Origin of the sequence: Streptomyces sp. NPDC002232 (genome assembly GCF_042890295.1) — a bacterium.
Taxonomy (GTDB): domain Bacteria; phylum Actinomycetota; class Actinomycetes; order Streptomycetales; family Streptomycetaceae; genus Streptomyces.
In genome coordinates this window covers 567,625-586,886 of the sequence record NZ_JBIARV010000006.1, presented here as the reverse complement: position 1 = coordinate 586,886, position 19,262 = coordinate 567,625, and the positions used below count along the sequence as shown (strand labels likewise).

Below are 19,262 nucleotides of genomic sequence, written 5' to 3'. Positions count from 1 at the left end.
TCCGCGTACGGCCCCACAGTAGTCCGCCACCCCCTCCCCGGGCAGTTGTAGGATGACTGGGCAACCGGGCGAATGAAGGGGTACGGAGCGGCATGGCGGCACTCAAGGCGGCGGGGCGGACCTCGCTGGTGGACTCCGTGGTGGAGCAGCTGCGCACGCAGCTCACCGAGGGGGAATGGGCGGTCGGCGACCGCATCCCGACCGAGCACGAGCTCGCCCAGCAGCTCGGCGTGGGCCGCAACACCGTCCGCGAGGCGGTCCGCGTCCTGGTCCACTCCGGGCTCCTGGAGTCCCGCCAGGGCAACGGCACCTTCGTCAGGTCGACCGCCGACCCGGCCGCCGTGCTGCGCGGGGTCCGGCACGCGGGCGCGGCCGACGTCCTCGAACTGCGGGTCGCCCTGGAGGCCGAGGCCGCCCGCCTCGCGGCCGCCCGGCGCGACACCCACGACCTGCTCCGGCTGCGGGCCGCCCTGACCACGCTGCGCGAGGAGGGCGACCGGGACGCGGACGCGGACCTCGCCTTCCACCTGGCGGTCGTCGGCGCGACCCACAACGCCGCCTTCGTCGAGGTCTACCGCTTCTTCTCCGCGCAGGTCCACGAGGTCCTCGTGGAGGCACTCGGCGACCGCGAGATGCCGCCCGTCGACATCGACGCCCACGAGGCCCTGGTGGCGGCCGTCGAGGCCGGCGACCCGGAGGCGGCCGAGCGGCAGGCCCGCGAGCTGCTGCGGGTCCCGATGGAGACGGTCGCGACGCTGACGGAGCAGACCCGATGAGGACGGGGGAGGAGGTCCGGGTGCTCGTCGACGCCGAGGCCGGGGTCCGCCCCTCGGCCGAGGCGGCGGCCGCCCGGCGCGCGCTGCTCGCCCACCCGGCGGTGCTCCTGGTCGGCATCGTGCTGGCCTCGCTCAACATGCGGGCCGCGCTCGCCAGCGTGGCCCCGCTGGTCGGCGAGATATCCGACGCCTTCGGGCTCTCCGCGACGGCGAGCTCCCTCGTCACCTCGGTGCCGGTGCTCTTCCTCGGCGTGGGCGCCCTGGTGGCGCCGTGGCTCGGCCGCCGGTTCGGGGCCGAGCGCGTGCTCTTCGCGGCGCTCCTGCTGCTCGGGGTCGGGATCCTCGCGCGCGTACTGCCGTCCGTGTACGCGCTCTACGGCGGCGGGATCCTGGTCGGCACCGCGATCGCCCTGCTCAACGTGTTGATGCCGGGCCTGATCAAGCGCGACTTCCCGGACCGGGCGGCCTCGATGACCTCGGTCTACACGGGCGCGATGATCGCCGGTGCCACGGTCGCGGCCGCGGCGGCGGTGCCGCTGGAGAAGGCGCTGGGCGGCTGGGCGGGCTCCCTGGGCTTCTGGTCGCTGCTCGCGGCGGTCGCGGCGCTCGCCTGGCTCCCGCAGGTCCTGATCGCCCGCGGCCGCTCGGGGCACGGAAGCCCGGCGGTCCAGACCGACGGCGCCCGCCCGGTGAGCGTCTGGCGCTCGGCGCTCGCTTGGCAGGTCACCCTCTTCATGGGCCTGCAGTCGCTGTGGTCGTACGTGCTGATCGCCTGGATGCCGACGATCTTCACCGACCACGGGATGAGCCGCTCCACGGCCGGCGTGATCTTCGCCTTCAACAATCTGATCCAGGTCGCCGGCGCCTTCGCGGTGCCGCTGCTCGCCGGCCGGATGCGGAGCCAGCGCCCGCTGATCGTGCTGGTGACGACCCTGGTCGCGGCCGGCTACGCCGGACTGATGGTGGCTCCCGTGGAGGGCGCCTGGCTCTGGTCGGCGGTCCTCGGCGTCGGTCAGGGCGGTGCCGTCGGCCTCGCCCTGACCCTGATCGTGCTGCGCTCCGGGGACGCGGTGACCGCGGCCCGGCTGTCCGGGATGGCCCAGACGGTCGGCTATCTGCTCGCCGCCGCCGGGCCGCTGGCGGCCGGCGCCCTCCACCAGGCCACCGGCTCCTGGACGGTGCCGATCTGCGTGGTCCTCGGGGTCTGCGCGGCGGCCCTCGCCGTCGGCCTGCTCGCGGCCCGGAACCGCACGGTCTGAGCGGCCGCCTTCTCCTGGCCGGCCAGGAGAAGGCGGTCTCGACCCTCGCCGGCCAGGGGAAGCGGTCTCACTCCTCGCCGGCCGGGAGGGTCAGGCCTCCTACTCCTCGCCGGCCAGCTTCAGCCTGCGCAGCTTCTGGCCGGCGAACCAGGTCGCCACGACCGTGACCGAGACGAGGAGCGTCACCGCGGTCGTGAGACCGACCTCGGAGGTGACCAGGCCGTCGCCGGTGACCTTCTCCGCGAGGGCCAGCGCCCACTGCTGGACGCTCAGGGTCTTCGCGCCCGAGATGAGGGAGCCGAAGAGGGCCTCCCACACGAGGGCGTAGACCAGGCCGATCACCACGGCGTGCCGGCTGACCGTGCCGAGCAGCAGGAACAGGGCGCTGTACGCGATCGAGGCGACGAGCGCCGCCACCGTGTACGCGACGGCCACCTGCTGGCCGTTGCCGTTGAGGATGAAGCCGGCGATCAGCGTCGGGACGGCGGAGAACACCATGGTGACCGCGATGGCCACGATCAGCTTCGTGAAGATGATCGTGGGCCGCTTCACCGGCTTGGACAGCAGATAGACGATCGAGCCGTCGTCGATCTCGGGTCCGATGGCGCCGGTCCCGGCGATCACGCCGATCAGCGGCACCATCGTGGCCAGCGCGAACCCGCCGAGGACGTCGGCCGCGACCTGGTCGTCGGCGCCGTTGAAGGCCCGGACGGCCGCCGCGATGAGCAGCAGCATGCCGGGGAGCAGGAAGAGGATCAGCGCCCTGCGGCGGCCGAGGAGGGCCCGGTAGGTGAGCCGGGCGACTGTGGGGTTGTACATCGGTCAGGCTCCTTTCAGGCCGCTACGAGGTACGAGAAGACCGATTCGAGGGACTCGTCGGACGGCGAGACGGTGAGGAGGCGGATCCCGCGCTCCTTCGCGACCTGCGGCAGCAGCTCGGTGAACCGTCCGAAGTCCACCGCCTGCACGCGCAGTCCGCCCTCGGCGTGGTCGACCTCGATCCCGGCCGTGGACGGGTCGGCGATCAGCGCGGCGGCGAGGGCCCGGTCGTCGCTGGAGCGGACGAGGTAGCGGTGCGGCCGGTCCGTCATCAGCCGGCGGATCCTGCGGAAGTCGCCGGAGGCCGCGTGCCGTCCGGCCACGATCACCTCGATGTGGGAGGCGAGCTGCTCGACCTCCTCCAGGATGTGCGAGGAGAACAGGACCGTCCGCCCGTCCGCGCCCATCCGCCGCAGCAGGTCCATCAACTGCATGCGCTGGCGCGGGTCCATGCCGTTGAACGGCTCGTCGAGCAGGAGCACGGACGGCTCGTGGACGAGGGCCGAGGCCATCTTCACGCGCTGCCGCATGCCCTTGCTGTACGTGGAGATCTTGCGGTCCTGCGCGTACTCCATCTCGACGGTGGCCAGGGCCCGCTGGGCCTCCTCGGCGCCGAGGCCCTGGAGTTCGGCGTTGGCCAGGACGAACTCGCGCCCGGAGAGGAAGTCGTACATCGCCTCCCGCTCGGGGACGACGCCGATCTCGCGGTAGACCGACTCGTTCCCCCAGATCTTCCGGCCGTCGAGGGTGACGCTGCCGGTGGAGGGGTCGAGGAAGCCGCCCATCATGTTGATGAGGGTGGACTTCCCCGCGCCGTTGGGGCCGAGGAGGCCGGTGACGCCCGGGCCCACCGTCATCGTGACGTCGTTCACGGCCACGACGTTTCCGAACCAGCGGGAGACGTGATCGATGCTGAGGATGCTCATGGGCGCGGCCCGTTCCTTAGAAGGGTGGTGGCGGGCGACGGGAGGGCGGTCACAGCCCCACCTTTCGGTAGCGGCGCATCAGGACGCCGTACGAGCCGGCGATGAGCGCGAGGACGGCGAGGAGGTAGACGACGCCGACACCGGCGCCGGGACCCCCGCCGTCGGGGAAGCCCGTCGGCGCGCCGAGGAAGGCGGTCTGCACGCCGTCGATGAGGGTCATCGGCGAGAACAGGCCGAGCCACTGGATGGCGCCCTGGTTGTCCGTGGCGTAGGCGATGCCCATGAGGGTGGAGACGGCGCCGTACGAGATCGTCAGGACGGCGATCACGGCGGCGACGCCGAAGCCGCGCCGCGGGGTGAGGGCCGCCATGACGAGCCCGATGCCGCCGAAGAGCAGCGAGAGCAGGGCCACCGAGACGAGTCCCTGACCGAACATCTTGGTCTGCTCCACGAAGTCCATCTTGGCCAGGAGCGAGCCGATCCAGAGGATCAGCAGGGGGGCCGCGGTGAGGACGAAGAGCGCCGAGGCCATCGCGCCGAACTTGGAGAGGACGTAGTCCGCGCGCTCGATCGGGCGGGAGAAGTACAGCGGCACCGTCCGGAAGCGCAGGTCGCGGGAGACGGACTGGGGCGCCTGCGAGGCCAGGTAGATGCTGATGACGACCTGGAGGTAGAGCGCGTACTGCGTGTACTCGATCGCCAGCTTGGACTGCTTGGTGACGACCGCGACCGCGACGATGATCAGCGCCGGGACGCACATCACCGCGAAGAGCACCATCGGCAGGACCTTGGACTTGGCGCTGCGGCCCAGGCCGTAGGCGCCGCGCAGCGACTGCGAGAACAGCGACCTGCGCGCGTACGCCCGGCCGAGGCGGGGGCCGTCGTAGGACCGGTAGCCGATGTTGTGGATCTGGGTCGTGTCGGGGGCCTGGGAGCTCATCGAGCCGGCACCTCCTCCTGGTCCGTCGCCTTGAAGACCTCGGCGATGTGGTGGCGGCGCTGTTCCATGCGGACCAGACCGAGGCCGAGGGAGGCGACGGTGTCCCGCACGAGGTCGTACGTCTCCTCGCCCGCCGCCTCCATCAGCAGGATGTGGCCGGCGCCCGGGAGGCCGTCCTCCACGCCCGCGTGGAGGGTCACTCCGGCGGCGGCGAGGGCGTCGCGGAGGGCGCCGGTGCCGTCGGGGTGCAGGTCGGAGTCGGTGACCTCGACCGCGAGGGTCGTGGTGGTGCGGGTGAAGTCGCTGGTGGAGCTGGAGCGGAGCAGCCGGCCGCCGTCGACGACGACGACGTGGTCGCAGGTGCGCTCCAGCTCGCCGAGGAGGTGGGAGGTGACGAGGACGGAGATGCCGAAGTCGGTCCAGACCCGGCGGATCAGTCCGAGCATCTCGTCGCGGCCGACCGGGTCGAGGCCGTTGGTCGGCTCGTCGAGGAGGACCAGCTGCGGGTCGTGGACCAGCGCCTGCGCCAGCTTCACCCGCTGCTTCATGCCCGTCGAGTAGCCGCCGATCGGGCGGTAGCGCTCCTCGTACAGGCCGACGTGGCGCAGGGTGTCGGCGGTCCGCTCGCGGGCGGCGGTCGCGGGCAGCCCGGACATCCGCGCCATGTGGACGACGAACTCGGTCGCCGAGACGTCCGGCGGCAGGCAGTCGTGCTCGGGCATGTACCCGACGCGCTCCCGGATCTCGGGGCCGTGGGTCCGCACGTCGAGGCCCAGGACCCGGGCGCTGCCCTCCGTGGCGGGCGAGAGCCCGAGGAGGATCTTGATCATCGTGGACTTGCCGGCTCCGTTGGCACCCACCAGTCCGGTCACACCGGGCCCGATGTCCAGGGAGAGCCGGTCGAGAGCGGTCACCCGGGGGAACCGCTTGCTGAGGCTTTCGGTGGCGATCACAGTCACGTTTCGACGGTAGTGGTCCGCGCCACAGCGGTCGTCAGCCCAACGGCTCGATTCGTCTCCGACTACAGGAGTACAAGCCCGTAGGGGCGTCGCGACGAAAGTCTTTTTCCCCAGGCCTTCGGTCGGTCTTTCCGGCGGACTTTTCCACAGGGCCGCCGTCCGACCCCTTGACGCAGCCGCCGGGCATTGTCACATTCATCGGTGTCAAGTTACGGACGCGTAGCGCGGTCGGGCGCTCACACGGGACGGCGGGTGGCATGGCCTCAGCAGTGACAGGGGAACTCTCCGCGGAGCTGCGGGGGTTCAGGGAAGTCCAGCGGCTCTCCTACGCGTGCGCGGAGGCCGTCGCGGCTCAGCTCAGGCCGGGCGTGACGGAGCGCGAGGCCGCCCGGATGCAGCGGGAGTGGCTGCACGAGCGGGGCGTGCGGGACTGGTTCCACCGGCCCTTCGCCTGGTTCGGGGACCGCACGGCCTTCGTGGACTTCCGGATCCCGCTGCAGTTCTTCCCCACGAACCGGCGCCTGGAGGCGGGGATGCCGTTCATCCTCGACATGGCGCCGGTCCACCGGGGCTACACGGCGGACATCGGCTACAGCGGCTGCCTGGGCCTCAATCCGCTGCACGACAAGCTGCTCGCCGACCTGGAGGCCCACCGCGAGCTGATCCTGCGCGAGGTGCGCGAGCGCCGCACGCTGCGCGAGATATACGAGGACGTGGACCGGCTCATGGTCCGCCAGGGGTACGCGAACCGGCACCGCGCCTATCCCTTCGGCGTCATCGCCCACAAGATCGACCGGGTGCGGGAGCGCCGCTGGACACCGACGCTCTTCGGCTTCGGCACCCAGTCGCTCAAGGGCCTCGCGAGCGACGCCGTGCACGGCCACCGGGACGGCTGGTCACCGCTCTGGTCGCCGTACAGGTTTTCCGACCACCCGCCCAGGCCCGGGCTCTGGGCGGTCGAGCCCCACCTCGGATTCCGGGGGACGGGCGCCAAGTTCGAGGAGATCCTGGTCGTCACCGACTCCCGGGACCCCGAGCAGAGTGCTTTCTGGCTGGACGACGATCTGCCGCACGTGCGGCGCTGGAACGAGGGAGCGGTCTGATGACGGCAATCGCCGGCCTTGAGGGGGCGCGGGAGCGCTGGGTCCGGACGGGCGGGATCGAGCTGTGCGTCGCCGAGCTCGGCGACGCGGACCGGCCGACCGTCCTTCTGGTGCACGGGTATCCGGACTCCAAGGAGGTGTGGTCGGAGGTCGCGGCCCGCCTGGCCGAGGACTTCCACGTGGTGCTGTACGACGTCCGGGGCCACGGACGGTCGACGGCGCCGGCACCGCTGCGCGGCGGCTTCACCCTGGAGAAGCTGACGGACGACTTCCTGGCGGTCGCCGACGCCGTCAGCCCGGACCGGCCGGTGCACCTCGTCGGCCACGACTGGGGTTCCGTGCAGTCCTGGGAGTTCGCCACCGTGCCCCGCACCGAGGGCCGGATCGCGTCCTTCACCTCGATGTCAGGGCCCTCGCTCGACCACTTCGGGCACTGGATCAAGACGCGGATGACCCGGCCCACCCCGCGCCGGGTCGGCCAGCTCCTCGGCCAGGGCGCCAAGTCCTGGTACGTGTACATGCTGCACACGCCCGTGCTGCCCGAGCTCGCCTGGCGGGGTCCGCTCGGCAAGCGCTGGCCGAAGCTCCTGGAGCGGATGGAGAAGGTGCCGGCCGGGGACTACCCGACCCCCTCGCTGCCGAGCGACGCGGCGCACGGCGCCTGGCTCTACCGGGACAACGTCCGGGCCCGCCTCGGCAGGCCGCGCCCCGACGCGTACGCGCACGCGCCCGTGCAACTGATCACGCCGACCGGTGACGCCTTCCTCTCCGAGCGGCTCTACGACGACCTGGGCTCCTGGGTGCCGGACCTGACCCGGCGCACCCTGCCCGCCAAGCACTGGGTGCCGCGCACCCGGCCGGACCAGCTGTCCGCGTGGATCGCGGATTTCGTCCGGGCCAACGAGGACCCGGCGAGCAGGGCCCCGAAGCCGGTCGCCGCGACGGCCGCGAAGGGCGGCGTGAAGCCGGAGTACGCGCAGCGGTTCGGCGGCCAGCTCGTCCTGGTCACGGGGGCGGCGAGCGGCATCGGCCGGGCCACCGCCTTCGCGTTCGCCGAGGCGGGCGCCCGGGTCGTGGCCGTGGACCGGGACGCCGAGGGCGCGGCCCGCACGGCCGAGATGGCCCGCCTGATCGGCGCCCCGGAGGCCTGGGGCGAGGCGGCCGACGTCTCCGACGAGCAGGAGATGGAGAAGCTGGCCGCCCGGGTGGCGAGCGAGTACGGGGTCGTGGACGTCCTGGTGAACAACGCGGGCATCGGCCTGACCGGGTCGTTCTTCGAGACCTCGGCGGAGGAGTGGAAGCGGGTCCTGGACGTCAACCTGTGGGGCGTCATCCACGGTTGCCGGTTCTTCGGGGCCCAGATGACCGCGCGCGGCCAGGGCGGCCACATCGTCAACACCGCCTCGGCGGCGGCCTTCCAGCCCTCCCGGGCCCTGCCCGCCTACAGCACCTCGAAGGCGGCGGTGCTGATGCTCAGCGAGTGCCTCCGCGCCGAACTGGCCGACCAGGGCATCGGGGTGTCGGCGATATGCCCCGGCATCGTCAACACCAACATCACGGCGACCGCGCGGTTCGCCGGCGTCACGGACGCGGCGGAGGAGAAGCGGAGGCAGCGGAAGGCCTCCCGGCTGTACGGGCTGCGGAACTACCCGCCGGAGAAGGTCGCGGACGCGATCCTGGGAGCGGTGCTGCACGACCGTGCCGTCGTGCCGGTCACTCCGGAGGCGCGGGGTGCCCACGTCCTGTCCCGGCTGAGCCCGGGCGCCCTGCGGGCCCTGGCGCGCTGGCAGCCGCCGGCGTAGGCGGGGAGGGGGCGGGGGCCCGGGTGGTCGTTCGGGCCCGGGCGGTCGGCCCCGAACCCCGGGCGGTCCGGCCCCGGGCGGTCGGGCCCGGGCCGTTGAGCCCAGGGCCGTCGGGCCCCGGGCGGGACCGGGCCCCGGGCGGGGGCAGGACCGGCGGTCGTACGATCCCTCCCAGGAGGGGCCCCGCGGCTGCGGGGTGGAAGCATGCGGTCGGTGGGAGCGGGTTTGTCCGAGCAGTCAGCACAGCCGGAGTACCGGATCGAGGATCTCGCCCATCACAGCGGGGCCACGGTCCGGACGATCCGTGCCTACCAGGACCGCGGGCTGCTGCCCCGCCCCGAGCGGCGGGGCAGGTCGAACGTGTACGGGGACGCGCACCTCGCGCGGCTCCGGCAGATCGCCGACCTCCTCGACCGGGGCTACACCCTGGCGTCGATCAAGGAGCTCCTGGAGGCCTGGGACACGGGCCGGGGACTCGGCGGGGTGCTGGGCCTCGTCGCGGAGGTCCACGGGCCGTGGACGGACGAGGAGGCGGACCGGATCTCCCGCGCGGAGCTGGACGCCCGCTTCGGGGGCACGCCGGACGAGGAGGCGATCCGGGAGGCCGTCGAGCTCGGCGTGCTGGAGCGGCTGCCGGGCCGGGAGGGCCGGGGTGAGGAGTACCTCGTGCCGAGTCCGCAAGAGCTGGCGGTGGCGGCCGAGTTGTACGCGGCGGGCGTGCCGCTCGTGGCAATCACGGGGCACCTGAAGGAGCTTCGGGATCAGGTGGAGCACATCGCCTCCCGTTTCCTGGAGTTCACGACGGAGCACGTCTTCGCGCGCTACCTGGAGCACCGGCCGCCGACGGATGCGGACGCGCACGAGGCGGCGACGATGGTGCGGCGCCTGAGGCCGCTCGCCCAGCAGACGGTGGACGCCGAACTGGCTCGCGCCATGCGCTTGCTGGCGACCCGTCACCTCCAGCTCCATCTGTCGCCGGAGCCGCCCGAGGCGAGGGACGACCAGCCGCGCCCCGTGTCCCTACCGGCCGGGACGGTACGGGCCGTTCAGGGTCTTGTCGGCGCGGAGGGCATCGAGGCCTTCATCGCGGCGGCCACGGAACGGGAGCTCAACAAAAGGACATTGGATGCACTTACCGCAAAGCGGCACAAAGAAAGAGAAGTTGATTAAATGCCTTGACTCGACAGGTTCGTTGTCCACAGAATCTTCAATTCGCTTGTGGATAACTCCACTTGCTTGTGGATCAAACCTGAACGGGGAAAAAATCGAGATGGATGAGCGACGCACCGTGAAGGTGTCGAAGTACCTCTCCCGGCATCTGCGCCACCAGCCCGAGCGCATCGGGCTCGTCCTCGACGCGCACGGCTGGACCGAGATCGACGACCTGCTCCGGGCCGCCGCCGAGCACGGCTTCCGGATCACCCGCGCCGAGCTGGACCACGTCGTCGCGACCAACGACAAGAAGCGCTTCGCGGTCGAGGGCACCCGCATCCGCGCGAGCCAGGGCCACACCGTCACGGTCGACCTCGACCTGCCGGCCGCCGAACCGCCCGCATACCTCTACCACGGCACGGTCGGGGACCGGCTCTCCGCGATCCGGGCCGAGGGACTGCGGCCCATGGCCCGCCACCACGTCCACCTCTCCCCCGACCGGGAGACGGCGACCCGGGTCGGCGCGCGCCGGGGACGGCCCGTCGTGCTGAGCGTCGACGCCGGAGCGATGCGGCGGGCCGGGCACGTCTTCCACGTCAGCGCCAACGGGGTCTGGCTGACCGACGCCGTCCCGCCGGAGTTCCTCCGCTTCCCCTCCTGAGCCGGACGGGCCCCACGGGCCGTGCGGCATGATCGCTCCCATGGCTCACCCGCACCTGCCCACCACCGAAGCCGCCGTCACCGCGATCCGCGAGATCGCCCGGGAGTTCCACCTGGAGATGACGGTCGACGACTCCATCGGCGCGGACCAGACGTCCCGGCGCACCTCCTCCGGGGCGTTCGCCGTCCTCGACCCGGACGGATCCCTGCCGCACGAGGCCTACGTCGAGCTGGGCGGCTCCCCCTCGGTCACCGTCCAGGTCTACCCCGAGGACGACGCCCGGATCACGGTGGACGGGATCGAGTTCGCGGACGTCCCCCGCGACGCCGTGCCCGCCTTCCTGCGCTCCGTCCACGGCGGACTCGCCCATGTGAAGAGCCGGTTCTTCCCGCCCGGCTGGTGGCTCGTCGTCCCGGTCCCCGGCGACGTGACATACAAGGAACTGTTGACCGGCGCCTCGCTCACCCCCTGGATGAACAGGGCGGTCCGCTGATCCCCCTCGACCCGACCCGCTTGCGCAGGTCAGCGGCTACTCTGACCCACCGCATCCGACATGGTGAGAGGAATTCCAAGTGGTGGCTCCGACTGCGCTGAACTCGGTGATCGACGGCAAGGAGGTCCCCGGCGGCGGTGACACCTACGCCTCCCTCAACCCCGCGCGCCTGAGCGATGTCGTCGCCGAGGTCCGGCTGGCCGACTCGGAGACGTTCCAGGACGCCTGTGCGGCGGCCCGGGAGGCCCAGCGCGCGTGGGCGCGGGTCCCGGCCCCCGTGCGCGGCCAGGTCGTGGGCGCCTTCGGGCGTCTCGTCCAGGCCAACAAGGAGAGCCTGGCGCGCCTCGTCACCCGCGAGGTGGGCAAGACGTACGCCGAGGCGCTGGGCGAGGTCCAGGAGATCATCGACACCTGCGACTTCTTCCTCGGCGAGGGCCGCCGCCTGTACGGGCAGACCGTCCCCTCCGAGATGTCCGACAAGCAGCTCTTCACCTTCCGGATGCCGGTCGGCGTGTCCGTGATCGTGACGGCGGGCAACTTCCCGGTGGCGGTGCCGTCCTGGTACATCGCCCCGGCGCTGCTGTGCGGCAACGCGGTGGTGTGGAAGCCCGCCGAGTACGCGGCCGCCACCGCACGCGCCCTCGCCGAGCTCGCCTGGCGGGCGGGCGTCCCGGCCGGCGTGCTGAACCTGGTCTACGCGGACGGCGAGACCACCTTCGAGGGCCTGGACGCCGCCCTGGGCCGCGGCCTGGTCGACAAGGTCGGCTTCACCGGCTCGACGCAGGTCGGCCGCAGGATCGGCGAGCTGTGCGGCCGCCACCTCCAGACCCCGTGCCTGGAGCTGGGCGGCAAGAACCCGATGGTCCTCGCGCCCGACGCGGACCTGGACCTGGCCGTGCAGGCCGCGCTGTTCTCCGGCTACGGCACGGCGGGCCAGCGCTGCACCTCGCTGGGCACGGTCATCGCGCACGAGGACGTGCACGACGAGTTCGTCCGCAAGTTCGACGAGGCGGTGCGGGCCGCGGCGGTGGGCGAGCCGGCCGAGGGCGTCGTCTACGGCCCGCTGCTCGACGAGAAGTTCGCGCGCTCCTACGAGGAGGCGCTGAGCTGGATCGAGGAGCACCACACGGTGCTCGGTTCGAGCGCGATCGGCCGGATCACCGCCGAGTCGCCCCGCGAGGGCTTCGTCGGCGACGCCTCGGACGGCCTGTACTACCACCCGGTGCTCGTGGACGGGGTCCGCCCGACGGACCGGATCTTCCTGGAGGAGACCTTCGGGCCGGTCGTCGGCGTGACCACGTACCGGACGCTCGACGAGGCGATCGAGCTCGCCAACACCCCCGGCTACGGCCTCTCCGCCGCCGTCTGGACGAGCGACCCGGCCACCGTGTTCCGCTTCCGGCAGGGCATCGGCGCGGGCATGGTCAGCGTCAACAACTCCACCTCGGGCGCCGAGGCCCACCTCCCGTTCGGCGGCAACGGCAAGTCCGGCAACGGCAGCCGTCAGTCCGGCATCTGGGTCCTCGACCAGTTCACCCGCTGGCAGTCGATGAACTGGGACTTCTCCGGTTCGCTCCAGAAGGCCCAGATGGACGTGGCGACCGTCGAGGCCGACCTCGACTACCGCCTGCCGACCGACTGGACCGAGGGCGTCTGACACACGGAAGGGGCCGGGCGCTGTTTCACGTGAAACAGTGCCCGGCCCCGCACTCCTGGAGCTCGCTCGGTGTTTCACGTGAAACACCGCCCGGCCCCGGACCCCTGGAGCTCGTTCAGGACGTGTACGTGTGCGTGACGACGGTCCTCGCGTGGCCCACCGTCCAGTCCGGCAGCGCCGCCAGGGCACGCTCGGCGTCCTCGCCGGTCTTCAGGAAGACCTGGTCGACCTGGATCTCGACGGGACCCTTGCGGTCGACGGTCAGGGTGTGGCCGTCGAAGCGGCCGACGACGTCGATCACCGCCTCCTCGCTCTCGAAGGGCCGGCCGCCGAGGGAGAGCCCGGGGCCCTTCACCGTGACCCGGATCAGCTCCGCGCGGTTCGCGCCGATCGCGATCCGGACGGGCGCGGTCGCACCGGCGGTGTCGACGGAGACCTTCCCCTCGGGTACGGACACCTTCCGTGCGATGAGCCCGCCGTCGCGGATCCGCAGACCCGTGTCGCGGGCGACCCCGTCGACGACCCCGATGCTGTCGGGCGTGAGGTAGTCGCGCCCTTCGAGCATGATCCGCGGGTCCTTGCCGTCGGTCTGCTCCTGGAACGCGCTGACCAGCTTCGGGTGAGCGCGGTCGTACGGCTGGACGAGCCCGACGACCAGGAGCGCGCAGGCGGTGTACGCGAGCACGGCGAGGCCGGACCGGCGCGGCGGACGGCCGGCGTGGGCGGCGAACGGCGCCAGGACCAGCGCCAGCGGGACGGCGACCAGGACGCACGCCACGGCGAGCGCCGCGTCCATGGGGATGGCGGTCGGCATCCGGCCCATCATCGGGACGGCCAGCTCGAACAGGTTCTGGGTGAACTGGGCGATCAGCACGAACGACACGAACGCGGCCACGAGCGGCGGCACCGCGCGCCAGCGGCCCGGCAGCACCAGGAGGCCGCCGATGGACAGCACGGACAGGGCGGAGCCGATCCACAGCAGATAGCCGGGTCCGACGCCGAGCCAGGCGGTGAGCACGCCGAGCACTCCGACCGCCCAGGCGTTGCCGAGCAGGGCGGTGCGGGCGTCCGGCCGCCCGGCACCGTCCGGGGCCCGGCGGCGGCGCCGGCGCTCCAGGAGCAGCTGCGGGGCGAGCGCCCCGAGGACGGTGAGGGGCAGCGGCACCAGGTACATCAGCCAGGGGTGCGCGTACCAGGCGTGCGGGCCGATCAGGGACTGGGCACCGCCCACCAGGAGGCCCGTGAGCACGGCCGCCGGCAGGCCGAGGAGGGCGGCCCCGGCGGTGGCCGCCACCCGGCCGGGACGCAGGCCCCAGACCGTGCGGGCCCGCCAGGTCGCCGCCGCCATCGCGAGGAGCAGGGCGAGGGTGCCGGTCTTCACGAGCAGCGGGTCCAGGGTGACCCACCAGCGCGACAGGACGTCGAAGTAGTACGGGGCGGGCTTCCGGCCGGCCGGGGCTGCGGACCCGGTGACGTCGGAGGCGAACCGGACGGTCAGGTCGGTGACCGCCTGCGCGGAACCGTCCCCGATCGCGGCGACCCGGTCGTTCGGCGTGTGGTACTGGTAGCCGTCCTCGAAGAGGGCGTAGTCGAGGCCCGACCAGCCCTGGGCGCGCCACACCCGGGCGTCGGTGTCCGAGTTGATGAGGCCCGCCTGGAACAGCCACTGGCCGAGGACCGAACCGTACGGCCGCGCGGTGTTCCCCGCGAGCTCGATCAGACGGCCGTCGTCCTCGCCCGCCTGGAACAGGATGGGCAGGCCGCCCGAGCCGACGGCCTCCAGGTTCAGGAACCAGCGGACGTCCTTCGCCCACGGGTGCCGGGTGAAGGCGTCGGCTCCGGTGAGGCCGACCTCCTCGCCGCCGTTGAAGAGGTAGACGACCGTGCGGTGGTGGTCCTCGCCGGCCAGCCGGCGGGCGGCCTGGATCACCGCGCCGACGTTGACGCCGTCGTCGGCGGAACCGGGGCCCTCCATCGCCGAGTCGACGTGGACGTTCACCAGGAGGGTGTCCTTGCTGTCCCCGGGCTGCCGGGCGATCACGTTCTCGACGGCGTAGTCGACGGCACGGTCGTGGAAGCGGTACGAGCCGGTGGCGCGCTGCCGCTCCACCTCCAGGCCCGGAATCGCCTTCAGCTCGCGGGAGACGAGGTCGAGCCCCTGCGCGAGCTGCGGGCTCGCGGCGACGTGCGTGCCGAGGTCCTCGAGGCGCTGGGCCGTGGCCAGCGCGCCCCGCCCCTCCTCCCCGTCGGGTGCGGGACGGGTGGCCCCGTACGCCAGCGAGAAGGAGACGGCCAGGAGCGTCACGAGGACGGCCCAGGTCCCGGCGAACCGCCGGGCAGCGGCCGGCCCGCCGGAGCCGGCACCGGACCCAGCGCCCGACCGCCCACCGGCCGCACCGCCCGAACGCCCGTCGGCCGCACCGCCCGAACCGCCACCGGACAGGCCGTCGGCCGGAGCCGGGGCGTCGGTCCCGGAGGTCCCCGGGTCCCCCGACGGGGGCTCGCCGGCCGTGTCCGGCCGGGACTTCAGCATGCTCATCGCAGAGCCCTCTTCCCTAGGTCATTCCCCGGGCTGCGGCTGCTGCCGCAGTTCCCGCCACCACGTGCGCAGTTCGCGTACGACCGTCTCCTCGTGCTCGAGCGTGAGCGCGTGCGCCGCGTCCGGGACGCGGACCAGCGAGGCCTGCGGGACGGCGCGCTCGATCTCCTCGGCCGTGACCCGCATGCCGAGCGTGTCGGCCTCGCCGACGAGCACCCGCACCGGCACGTCGAGCTTCGCCAGCCGGTCGGCCGCGGGCTCGGGCCGCGTGAAGTCCGGGGTGTCCTTCTGCTGCGTGTAGTTGAGGCGCAGCATCTCGGCGACCGCCTCGCGCACGGCCGCCCGCTCGGGCGCCTGCTCGCGGCCGGGGCCGTCGACGAAGAGCCGCACCTCCAGGGCGATCAGTTCCTCGACCGTCCGGGGGACGTCGGCCGGCTCGGCGCTGTCCCAGGCCTCCTCGGCCTCCCCGACGGCTTCGATCAGCGGGCGCTCCTCGTCCGCGACCGGGGAGTCGAAGCCCGAGACGTCGGGCGCGAGCAGGAAGAGGCCGTCCACCCGCTCGGGGTGCGCGAGGGCGAAGTCGACCGCGAGGCGCGCGCCGCGCGACTCGGCGACGAGCACGGTGGATTCGAGGCCGTACGCGTCGAGGACGCTTCCGAGGTCGGCGAGGTCGGAGAACTCCCCGTCCAGCGTCGTCGTCGACCGGCCGAAGCAGCGGCAGTCGTAGGCGACGGAGAACATCTCGTCGCTCAGCGCCTCCATCAACGGGTGCCACATCTGGCCGTGGGCGATCCCGGAGTGCACCAGGACGGCCGAGGGGCCGGCCGGGGCGCCGCTGCTCACGGCGTGCAGGGTGCCGCCGGGGACGGTGAGGGTACGCGTTTCCATGTTCATCCTTCGATTGACAGCAGGGGGCGGGTGTCGGACCGCTGATGACAGCCGACCACGAACGAGGCGACTTCCTCGACGTGTTGCAGGAGGAACATGTGGCCGCCCTCCCACATCCGGACGGGGCAGTCGCCCTGCCCGTGCGCCGCCCAGGCCGTGAGGCCCTCGACGGGCACGTCGGGGTCGTCGTTGCCCCCGATCGCGTACACCCGGGCGGAGAGCCCGGGGCCCTCCGCGTACCGGTAGCCCATCGCCATCCGGTAGTCGGCGCGCAGGCCCGGCATGACGAGTTCGAGCAGGTCGGGCTGGGTGAAGAACTCCGGGGGCGTCACCCCGTGCGAGCGGAGGCTGGAGAGGATCTCGGCGTCCGTCGGCACCGGGCGGGGCGGCAGCACGACCGGCGCCACCATCCCGGACGCGACCAGGACGTCGACCGGGCGGGCACGCTCCTGGAGGACGCGGGCCACTTCGAACGCGACGAGCGAGCCGAAGCTGTGCCCGAACAGGGTCGTCGGCCGTCCGTCCGCGCCGAGCTCGTCGGCCAGGGTGCGGACGAGCAGCCCCATGTCCTCCAGGGGCTCTTCGAGCATCCGGTGTTCGCGTGCGGGCAGACGGGGGGCCCACAGCTCCACCTCGGGGGGAAGCCATCGGGTCCAGCTCTCGTAGACCGTGCCGTTGCCGCCCGCGTAGGGCAGGCACACGATCCGGCTGGTTCCTTCACCGGCGCTGAGCCGTCGGAGCAGGGTCATGGCGGACGATCAGCCCCGGGCGCAGCGCGGACGCATGTCGGTCCACACGGTCGCGATGCGGTCGAGGCACTCGTCCTTGCCGGCGGCCGGGCCGTCGGCCTCCCAGCCTGCGGGCAGCTCGCGGTCGCTGCGCCAGATCGAGTACTGCTCCTCTTCGTTGACCACGACGACGTAGTCGGGCTCTGCGGTGGTCACGCTCATGGGGTTACCTCTTCGGGGGTCGGACGGACGAGGGTGGGTGCGGCGGCGGGGGCGGCCGACACGGAGAGCCGGCGGCCGTAGCCGGCGAAGACGAGGCTGATCGCGAGGGACGAGACCGCGATCACGGCCAGGGTCACGGAGCCGGAGGTCGCCTCCAGGGCGATGCCGGCCGCCAGGACGGACAGGGGCTTCAGGCTGAAGGCGGCGACCTGTGCGGTGGTCGTCACCCGGCCGAGGAGCTCGTCCGGAGTGAGCCGCGCCCGCAGCGTGCTGTAGACGATCGCGGAGAGCGACTCCCCGCCGCCGGCGAGGAAGACGACGCCGAGGGCCAGCGGCAGCGACGCGGTGCCGCTCAGGACGAGCAGCGCGACGCTCCCGAGGACCGTGCCGGCGCACAGGACGGCGACGGTGACGGCCTTGATCCGCGAGGCGAGCACGGCGCCGGCGATCGCCCCGACCGCGTAGACCGCGATGATCGACCCGAGCACGCCGGGCGACCAGCCGAGGTCCTCGCGGATGAAGTACGTGGCGCAGATGACGACCGGCGAGGTGAGGAAGGTGACCGCCGCCCAGTAGAGCAGCGCCGCCCGGAGGAGCCGGTGCCCGGCGATGAACCGGAAGCCCTCCAGGACCTGGCGGCGCATCGGTGCGGGCGCCTGCTCCCGGGCGCTCTGCATCGGGCGGCGGATCAGCATCAGGGAGACCGCCGACACCGCGAAGGTCAGCGCGTCGACCGCCAGGGTGCCCGCCCCGCCGACGCCCGTCACCAGGACACCGGCGAGGGCGGGGCCGGCGATGTAGCCGAGCGCGTTGCCGATCGACAGCAGCGAGTTGGCCTCGCCGAGCCGTTCGCGGCCGACCAGCGAGGGCACGCAGGACAGGCAGGCCGCCTCGAAGACGGCGTACAGCACACCGACCGGCACGGCCACCGCGTACACCACCGGCAGCACCGGAAGACCCAGCCAGGCGGCGAGCGGGACCGCGCCGACGAGCAGCGCGCGCCCCACGTCCGCCCAGAGCATCATCCGCCGCCGGTCGAGCCGGTCGGCCCAGGCGCCCGCGGGGACGCCGATCAGCATCATGGGCAGCGCCGACAGCATGGCGATCACGCCCATGTGCAGTCCGGAGCCGGTGAGGGCCAGGACGAGCAGCGGCAGGGCGGTCTTGCTCAGCGCGTCACCGAGCGCCGAGGCGCCCTGGCCGCCCGCGAACAGCAGGAAGTCGCGGTCCCGCAGCAGGTTGTGGGCCACGGCCGGAGCCGTGCTCGGAGGTGTGCTCACGGTCAGGCCCAGTCGTCCCAGTCCTTGGCGCCGGTCACGTTGCGCAGACCGCCCTGGGACTTGAAGTACATCTGCGCCAGGTAGCGCTCGGGGATGCAGGTCAGCCAGCCCAGCGCGTTGTCCTCGCCGACGATCTGGTGGCTGTACGAGATCGAGGTGTCCATGGCCTCGATGGCGTGCCAGTAGCCGCTGGGGACGTACAGCGTCTCGCCCGGGTGCAGGACGGTCTCCTCCACGACCACGTCCTTGAAGCGCGGGTGCTGCTGGAGGTCGGGGCGGCGGTAGTCGACCTGCGCCATGCCGAACTGACGGCGGAAGGGGCGCGGGTACAGCTTGGCGTGCTGGTCCGGGGAGACGAAGTAGCAGCGCTTGCGGCCGACGACCTGGCTCAGGTAGGCCGCGGTCTGCATGCCGTCGCTGTGGAACGGGGTGACGGTGCCCTTGCTGCCGACGAACATCACGGACGCGACCCGGGAGGACACCGTGGAGCGGGAGGCGCCCTTGCCGCCGCCGCGGTTGAGGAAGAGCTTGGCGAGGTACAGGCCGAGCATCCTCGCCGGGTTGACCGTGCCGGCCGGCAGCTTGGCCTTGAAGCGGATGTCGGCCCAGTTCGGCGCCAGGTCGGGGAGGTCGTAGTCGTGCTCGAGGCCCGGGTAGTGCTCGACCATCCGGTGCACCGGGTAGGCGCGCAGGTAGTAGGCCTTGCCCTCGTCGGTGTTCTTCTCGATCTCGTCGAGCAGGGCGGACAGCTTCATCCCGCGGAAGCCGCCGACGTTGCCGAGGATCAGCTCCTTGTCGAGCCGCTGGAGGTTGGCGTGGATGTCCAGGTCGCCGAAGTGCTCGCGGAAGTAGTCCAGGCTCCAGCGCTCCATGGCCGGCCACTCGTCCATCAGGCCGGTGACGATGGCGGGCTTGCGCTTGTACACGTACTCGCGCTTGAACATCTCGGGGTCGGGGTTGTGGAGCCGGTCGATGGCGTCGACCTTGACGTTCGCCTCGGGGAAGATCGTGCCGGCGACGGCCGCGTCCTGCTCGGTCTGGCTGATGGTCATCGTGGG

18 protein-coding genes are annotated in these 19,262 nt (G+C 72.4%); 8 read left to right on the top strand and 10 right to left on the bottom strand.

From position 1 onward, the window contains the following. Nucleotides 1–92: 92 nt before the first annotated feature. A complete protein-coding gene (locus ACFYXU_RS30850; RefSeq protein WP_389460979.1) occupies nt 93–776 on the top strand; it encodes a FadR/GntR family transcriptional regulator in 684 nt (227 codons plus the stop codon). Continuing rightward, nucleotides 773–2,035 carry a CynX/NimT family MFS transporter gene (locus ACFYXU_RS30845; protein ID WP_389460977.1) on the top strand — a complete coding sequence of 421 codons (1,263 nt, stop codon included), beginning with the start codon at nt 773–775 and terminating at the stop codon, nt 2,033–2,035. Before ACFYXU_RS30850 ends, ACFYXU_RS30845 begins: the two co-directional genes overlap by 4 nt. A 99-nt stretch (nt 2,036–2,134) precedes the next feature. Here ACFYXU_RS30845 and ACFYXU_RS30840 read toward each other — a convergent pair whose 3' ends face one another. Genes ACFYXU_RS30840 through ACFYXU_RS30825 form a run of 4 tightly spaced genes read right to left on the bottom strand, consistent with a single transcriptional unit; the run spans nt 2,135 to nt 5,673 of the window. Beyond that, on the bottom strand, nt 2,135–2,854 hold the full coding sequence (locus ACFYXU_RS30840; protein WP_389407864.1) for an ABC transporter permease: 720 nt from the start codon (nt 2,852–2,854) through the stop codon (nt 2,135–2,137). 14 nt (nt 2,855–2,868) lie between these two features. Continuing rightward, nucleotides 2,869–3,780: an ABC transporter ATP-binding protein gene (locus ACFYXU_RS30835; protein ID WP_329856120.1), complete on the bottom strand. Its 912-nt coding sequence runs from the start codon at nt 3,778–3,780 to the stop codon at nt 2,869–2,871. A gap of 49 nt (nt 3,781–3,829) precedes the next feature. Continuing rightward, nucleotides 3,830–4,720 (bottom strand): ABC transporter permease, encoded by an 891-nt coding sequence (locus tag ACFYXU_RS30830; RefSeq protein WP_361397281.1) that lies wholly within the window; start codon nt 4,718–4,720, stop codon nt 3,830–3,832. After that, nucleotides 4,717–5,673: an ABC transporter ATP-binding protein gene (locus ACFYXU_RS30825; RefSeq protein WP_329856314.1), complete on the bottom strand. Its 957-nt coding sequence runs from the start codon at nt 5,671–5,673 to the stop codon at nt 4,717–4,719. Before ACFYXU_RS30825 ends, ACFYXU_RS30830 begins: the two co-directional genes overlap by 4 nt. 263 nt (nt 5,674–5,936) lie before the next feature. Between ACFYXU_RS30825 and ACFYXU_RS30820 the strand changes: the two genes are divergently transcribed. The 6 genes from ACFYXU_RS30820 (at nt 5,937) to ACFYXU_RS30795 (ending at nt 12,547) form a co-directional block, all read left to right on the top strand. After that, complete coding sequence (locus tag ACFYXU_RS30820; RefSeq protein ID WP_389460975.1) at nt 5,937–6,782, top strand: M24 family metallopeptidase; 846 nt, start codon at nt 5,937–5,939, stop codon at nt 6,780–6,782. Further along, nucleotides 6,782–8,584, top strand: a complete 1,803-nt coding sequence (locus tag ACFYXU_RS30815) for an SDR family oxidoreductase (protein ID WP_389460973.1) — start codon at nt 6,782–6,784, stop codon at nt 8,582–8,584. The genes ACFYXU_RS30820 and ACFYXU_RS30815 overlap by 1 nt, the downstream gene beginning before the upstream one ends. A gap of 204 nt (nt 8,585–8,788) precedes the next feature. Beyond that, a complete protein-coding gene (locus ACFYXU_RS30810) occupies nt 8,789–9,754 on the top strand; it encodes a MerR family transcriptional regulator (protein ID WP_389460971.1) in 966 nt (321 codons plus the stop codon). Nucleotides 9,755–9,854: 100 nt separating this feature from the next. Beyond that, nucleotides 9,855–10,397, top strand: coding sequence for an RNA 2'-phosphotransferase (locus tag ACFYXU_RS30805; protein ID WP_361397292.1), 543 nt, complete (start codon nt 9,855–9,857; stop codon nt 10,395–10,397). Nucleotides 10,398–10,437: 40 nt separating this feature from the next. Then, nucleotides 10,438–10,890, top strand: a complete 453-nt coding sequence (locus ACFYXU_RS30800; RefSeq protein ID WP_389460969.1) for a hypothetical protein — start codon at nt 10,438–10,440, stop codon at nt 10,888–10,890. A 79-nt stretch (nt 10,891–10,969) separates the two neighbouring features. Then, nucleotides 10,970–12,547, top strand: coding sequence for an aldehyde dehydrogenase family protein (locus ACFYXU_RS30795; protein WP_389460967.1), 1,578 nt, complete (start codon nt 10,970–10,972; stop codon nt 12,545–12,547). Between the two features lie 115 nt (nt 12,548–12,662). Here ACFYXU_RS30795 and ACFYXU_RS30790 read toward each other — a convergent pair whose 3' ends face one another. Genes ACFYXU_RS30790 through ACFYXU_RS30765 form a run of 6 tightly spaced genes read right to left on the bottom strand, consistent with a single transcriptional unit; the run spans nt 12,663 to nt 19,256 of the window. Next, on the bottom strand, nt 12,663–15,086 hold the full coding sequence (locus ACFYXU_RS30790) for a M28 family peptidase (protein WP_389460965.1): 2,424 nt from the start codon (nt 15,084–15,086) through the stop codon (nt 12,663–12,665). 21 nt (nt 15,087–15,107) lie between these two features. Further along, nucleotides 15,108–15,974 carry an alpha/beta hydrolase gene (locus ACFYXU_RS30785; RefSeq protein WP_329856104.1) on the bottom strand — a complete coding sequence of 289 codons (867 nt, stop codon included), beginning with the start codon at nt 15,972–15,974 and terminating at the stop codon, nt 15,108–15,110. A gap of 2 nt (nt 15,975–15,976) precedes the next feature. Beyond that, on the bottom strand, nt 15,977–16,723 hold the full coding sequence (locus tag ACFYXU_RS30780) for a thioesterase II family protein (RefSeq protein WP_389460962.1): 747 nt from the start codon (nt 16,721–16,723) through the stop codon (nt 15,977–15,979). 9 nt (nt 16,724–16,732) lie between these two features. Continuing rightward, a complete protein-coding gene (locus ACFYXU_RS30775; protein WP_329856102.1) occupies nt 16,733–16,924 on the bottom strand; it encodes an MbtH family NRPS accessory protein in 192 nt (63 codons plus the stop codon). After that, nucleotides 16,921–18,204 (bottom strand): MFS transporter, encoded by a 1,284-nt coding sequence (locus ACFYXU_RS30770; RefSeq protein WP_389460960.1) that lies wholly within the window; start codon nt 18,202–18,204, stop codon nt 16,921–16,923. Before ACFYXU_RS30770 ends, ACFYXU_RS30775 begins: the two co-directional genes overlap by 4 nt. 2 nt (nt 18,205–18,206) lie before the next feature. Then, nucleotides 18,207–19,256, bottom strand: a complete 1,050-nt coding sequence (locus tag ACFYXU_RS30765) for a cupin-like domain-containing protein (RefSeq protein ID WP_376507550.1) — start codon at nt 19,254–19,256, stop codon at nt 18,207–18,209. Nucleotides 19,257–19,262 lie beyond the last annotated feature (6 nt).

Bases quoted from the DNA above. Each gene is read 5' to 3' on its own strand.
- ACFYXU_RS30850 (WP_389460979.1), top strand. From the start codon at position 93: ATGGCGGCACTCAAGGCGGCGGGGCGGACCTCGCTGGTGGACTCCGTG.
- ACFYXU_RS30845 (WP_389460977.1), top strand. From the start codon at position 773: ATGAGGACGGGGGAGGAGGTCCGGGTGCTCGTCGACGCCGAGGCCGGG.
- ACFYXU_RS30840 (WP_389407864.1), bottom strand. From the start codon at position 2,854: ATGTACAACCCCACAGTCGCCCGGCTCACCTACCGGGCCCTCCTCGGC.
- ACFYXU_RS30835 (WP_329856120.1), bottom strand. From the start codon at position 3,780: ATGAGCATCCTCAGCATCGATCACGTCTCCCGCTGGTTCGGAAACGTC.
- ACFYXU_RS30830 (WP_361397281.1), bottom strand. From the start codon at position 4,720: ATGAGCTCCCAGGCCCCCGACACGACCCAGATCCACAACATCGGCTAC.
- ACFYXU_RS30820 (WP_389460975.1), top strand. From the start codon at position 5,937: ATGGCCTCAGCAGTGACAGGGGAACTCTCCGCGGAGCTGCGGGGGTTC.
- ACFYXU_RS30815 (WP_389460973.1), top strand. From the start codon at position 6,782: ATGACGGCAATCGCCGGCCTTGAGGGGGCGCGGGAGCGCTGGGTCCGG.
- ACFYXU_RS30810 (WP_389460971.1), top strand. From the start codon at position 8,789: ATGCGGTCGGTGGGAGCGGGTTTGTCCGAGCAGTCAGCACAGCCGGAG.
- ACFYXU_RS30805 (WP_361397292.1), top strand. From the start codon at position 9,855: ATGGATGAGCGACGCACCGTGAAGGTGTCGAAGTACCTCTCCCGGCAT.
- ACFYXU_RS30800 (WP_389460969.1), top strand. From the start codon at position 10,438: ATGGCTCACCCGCACCTGCCCACCACCGAAGCCGCCGTCACCGCGATC.
- ACFYXU_RS30790 (WP_389460965.1), bottom strand. From the start codon at position 15,086: ATGAGCATGCTGAAGTCCCGGCCGGACACGGCCGGCGAGCCCCCGTCG.
- ACFYXU_RS30785 (WP_329856104.1), bottom strand. From the start codon at position 15,974: ATGGAAACGCGTACCCTCACCGTCCCCGGCGGCACCCTGCACGCCGTG.
- ACFYXU_RS30780 (WP_389460962.1), bottom strand. From the start codon at position 16,723: ATGACCCTGCTCCGACGGCTCAGCGCCGGTGAAGGAACCAGCCGGATC.
- ACFYXU_RS30775 (WP_329856102.1), bottom strand. From the start codon at position 16,924: ATGAGCGTGACCACCGCAGAGCCCGACTACGTCGTCGTGGTCAACGAA.
- ACFYXU_RS30765 (WP_376507550.1), bottom strand. From the start codon at position 19,256: ATGACCATCAGCCAGACCGAGCAGGACGCGGCCGTCGCCGGCACGATC.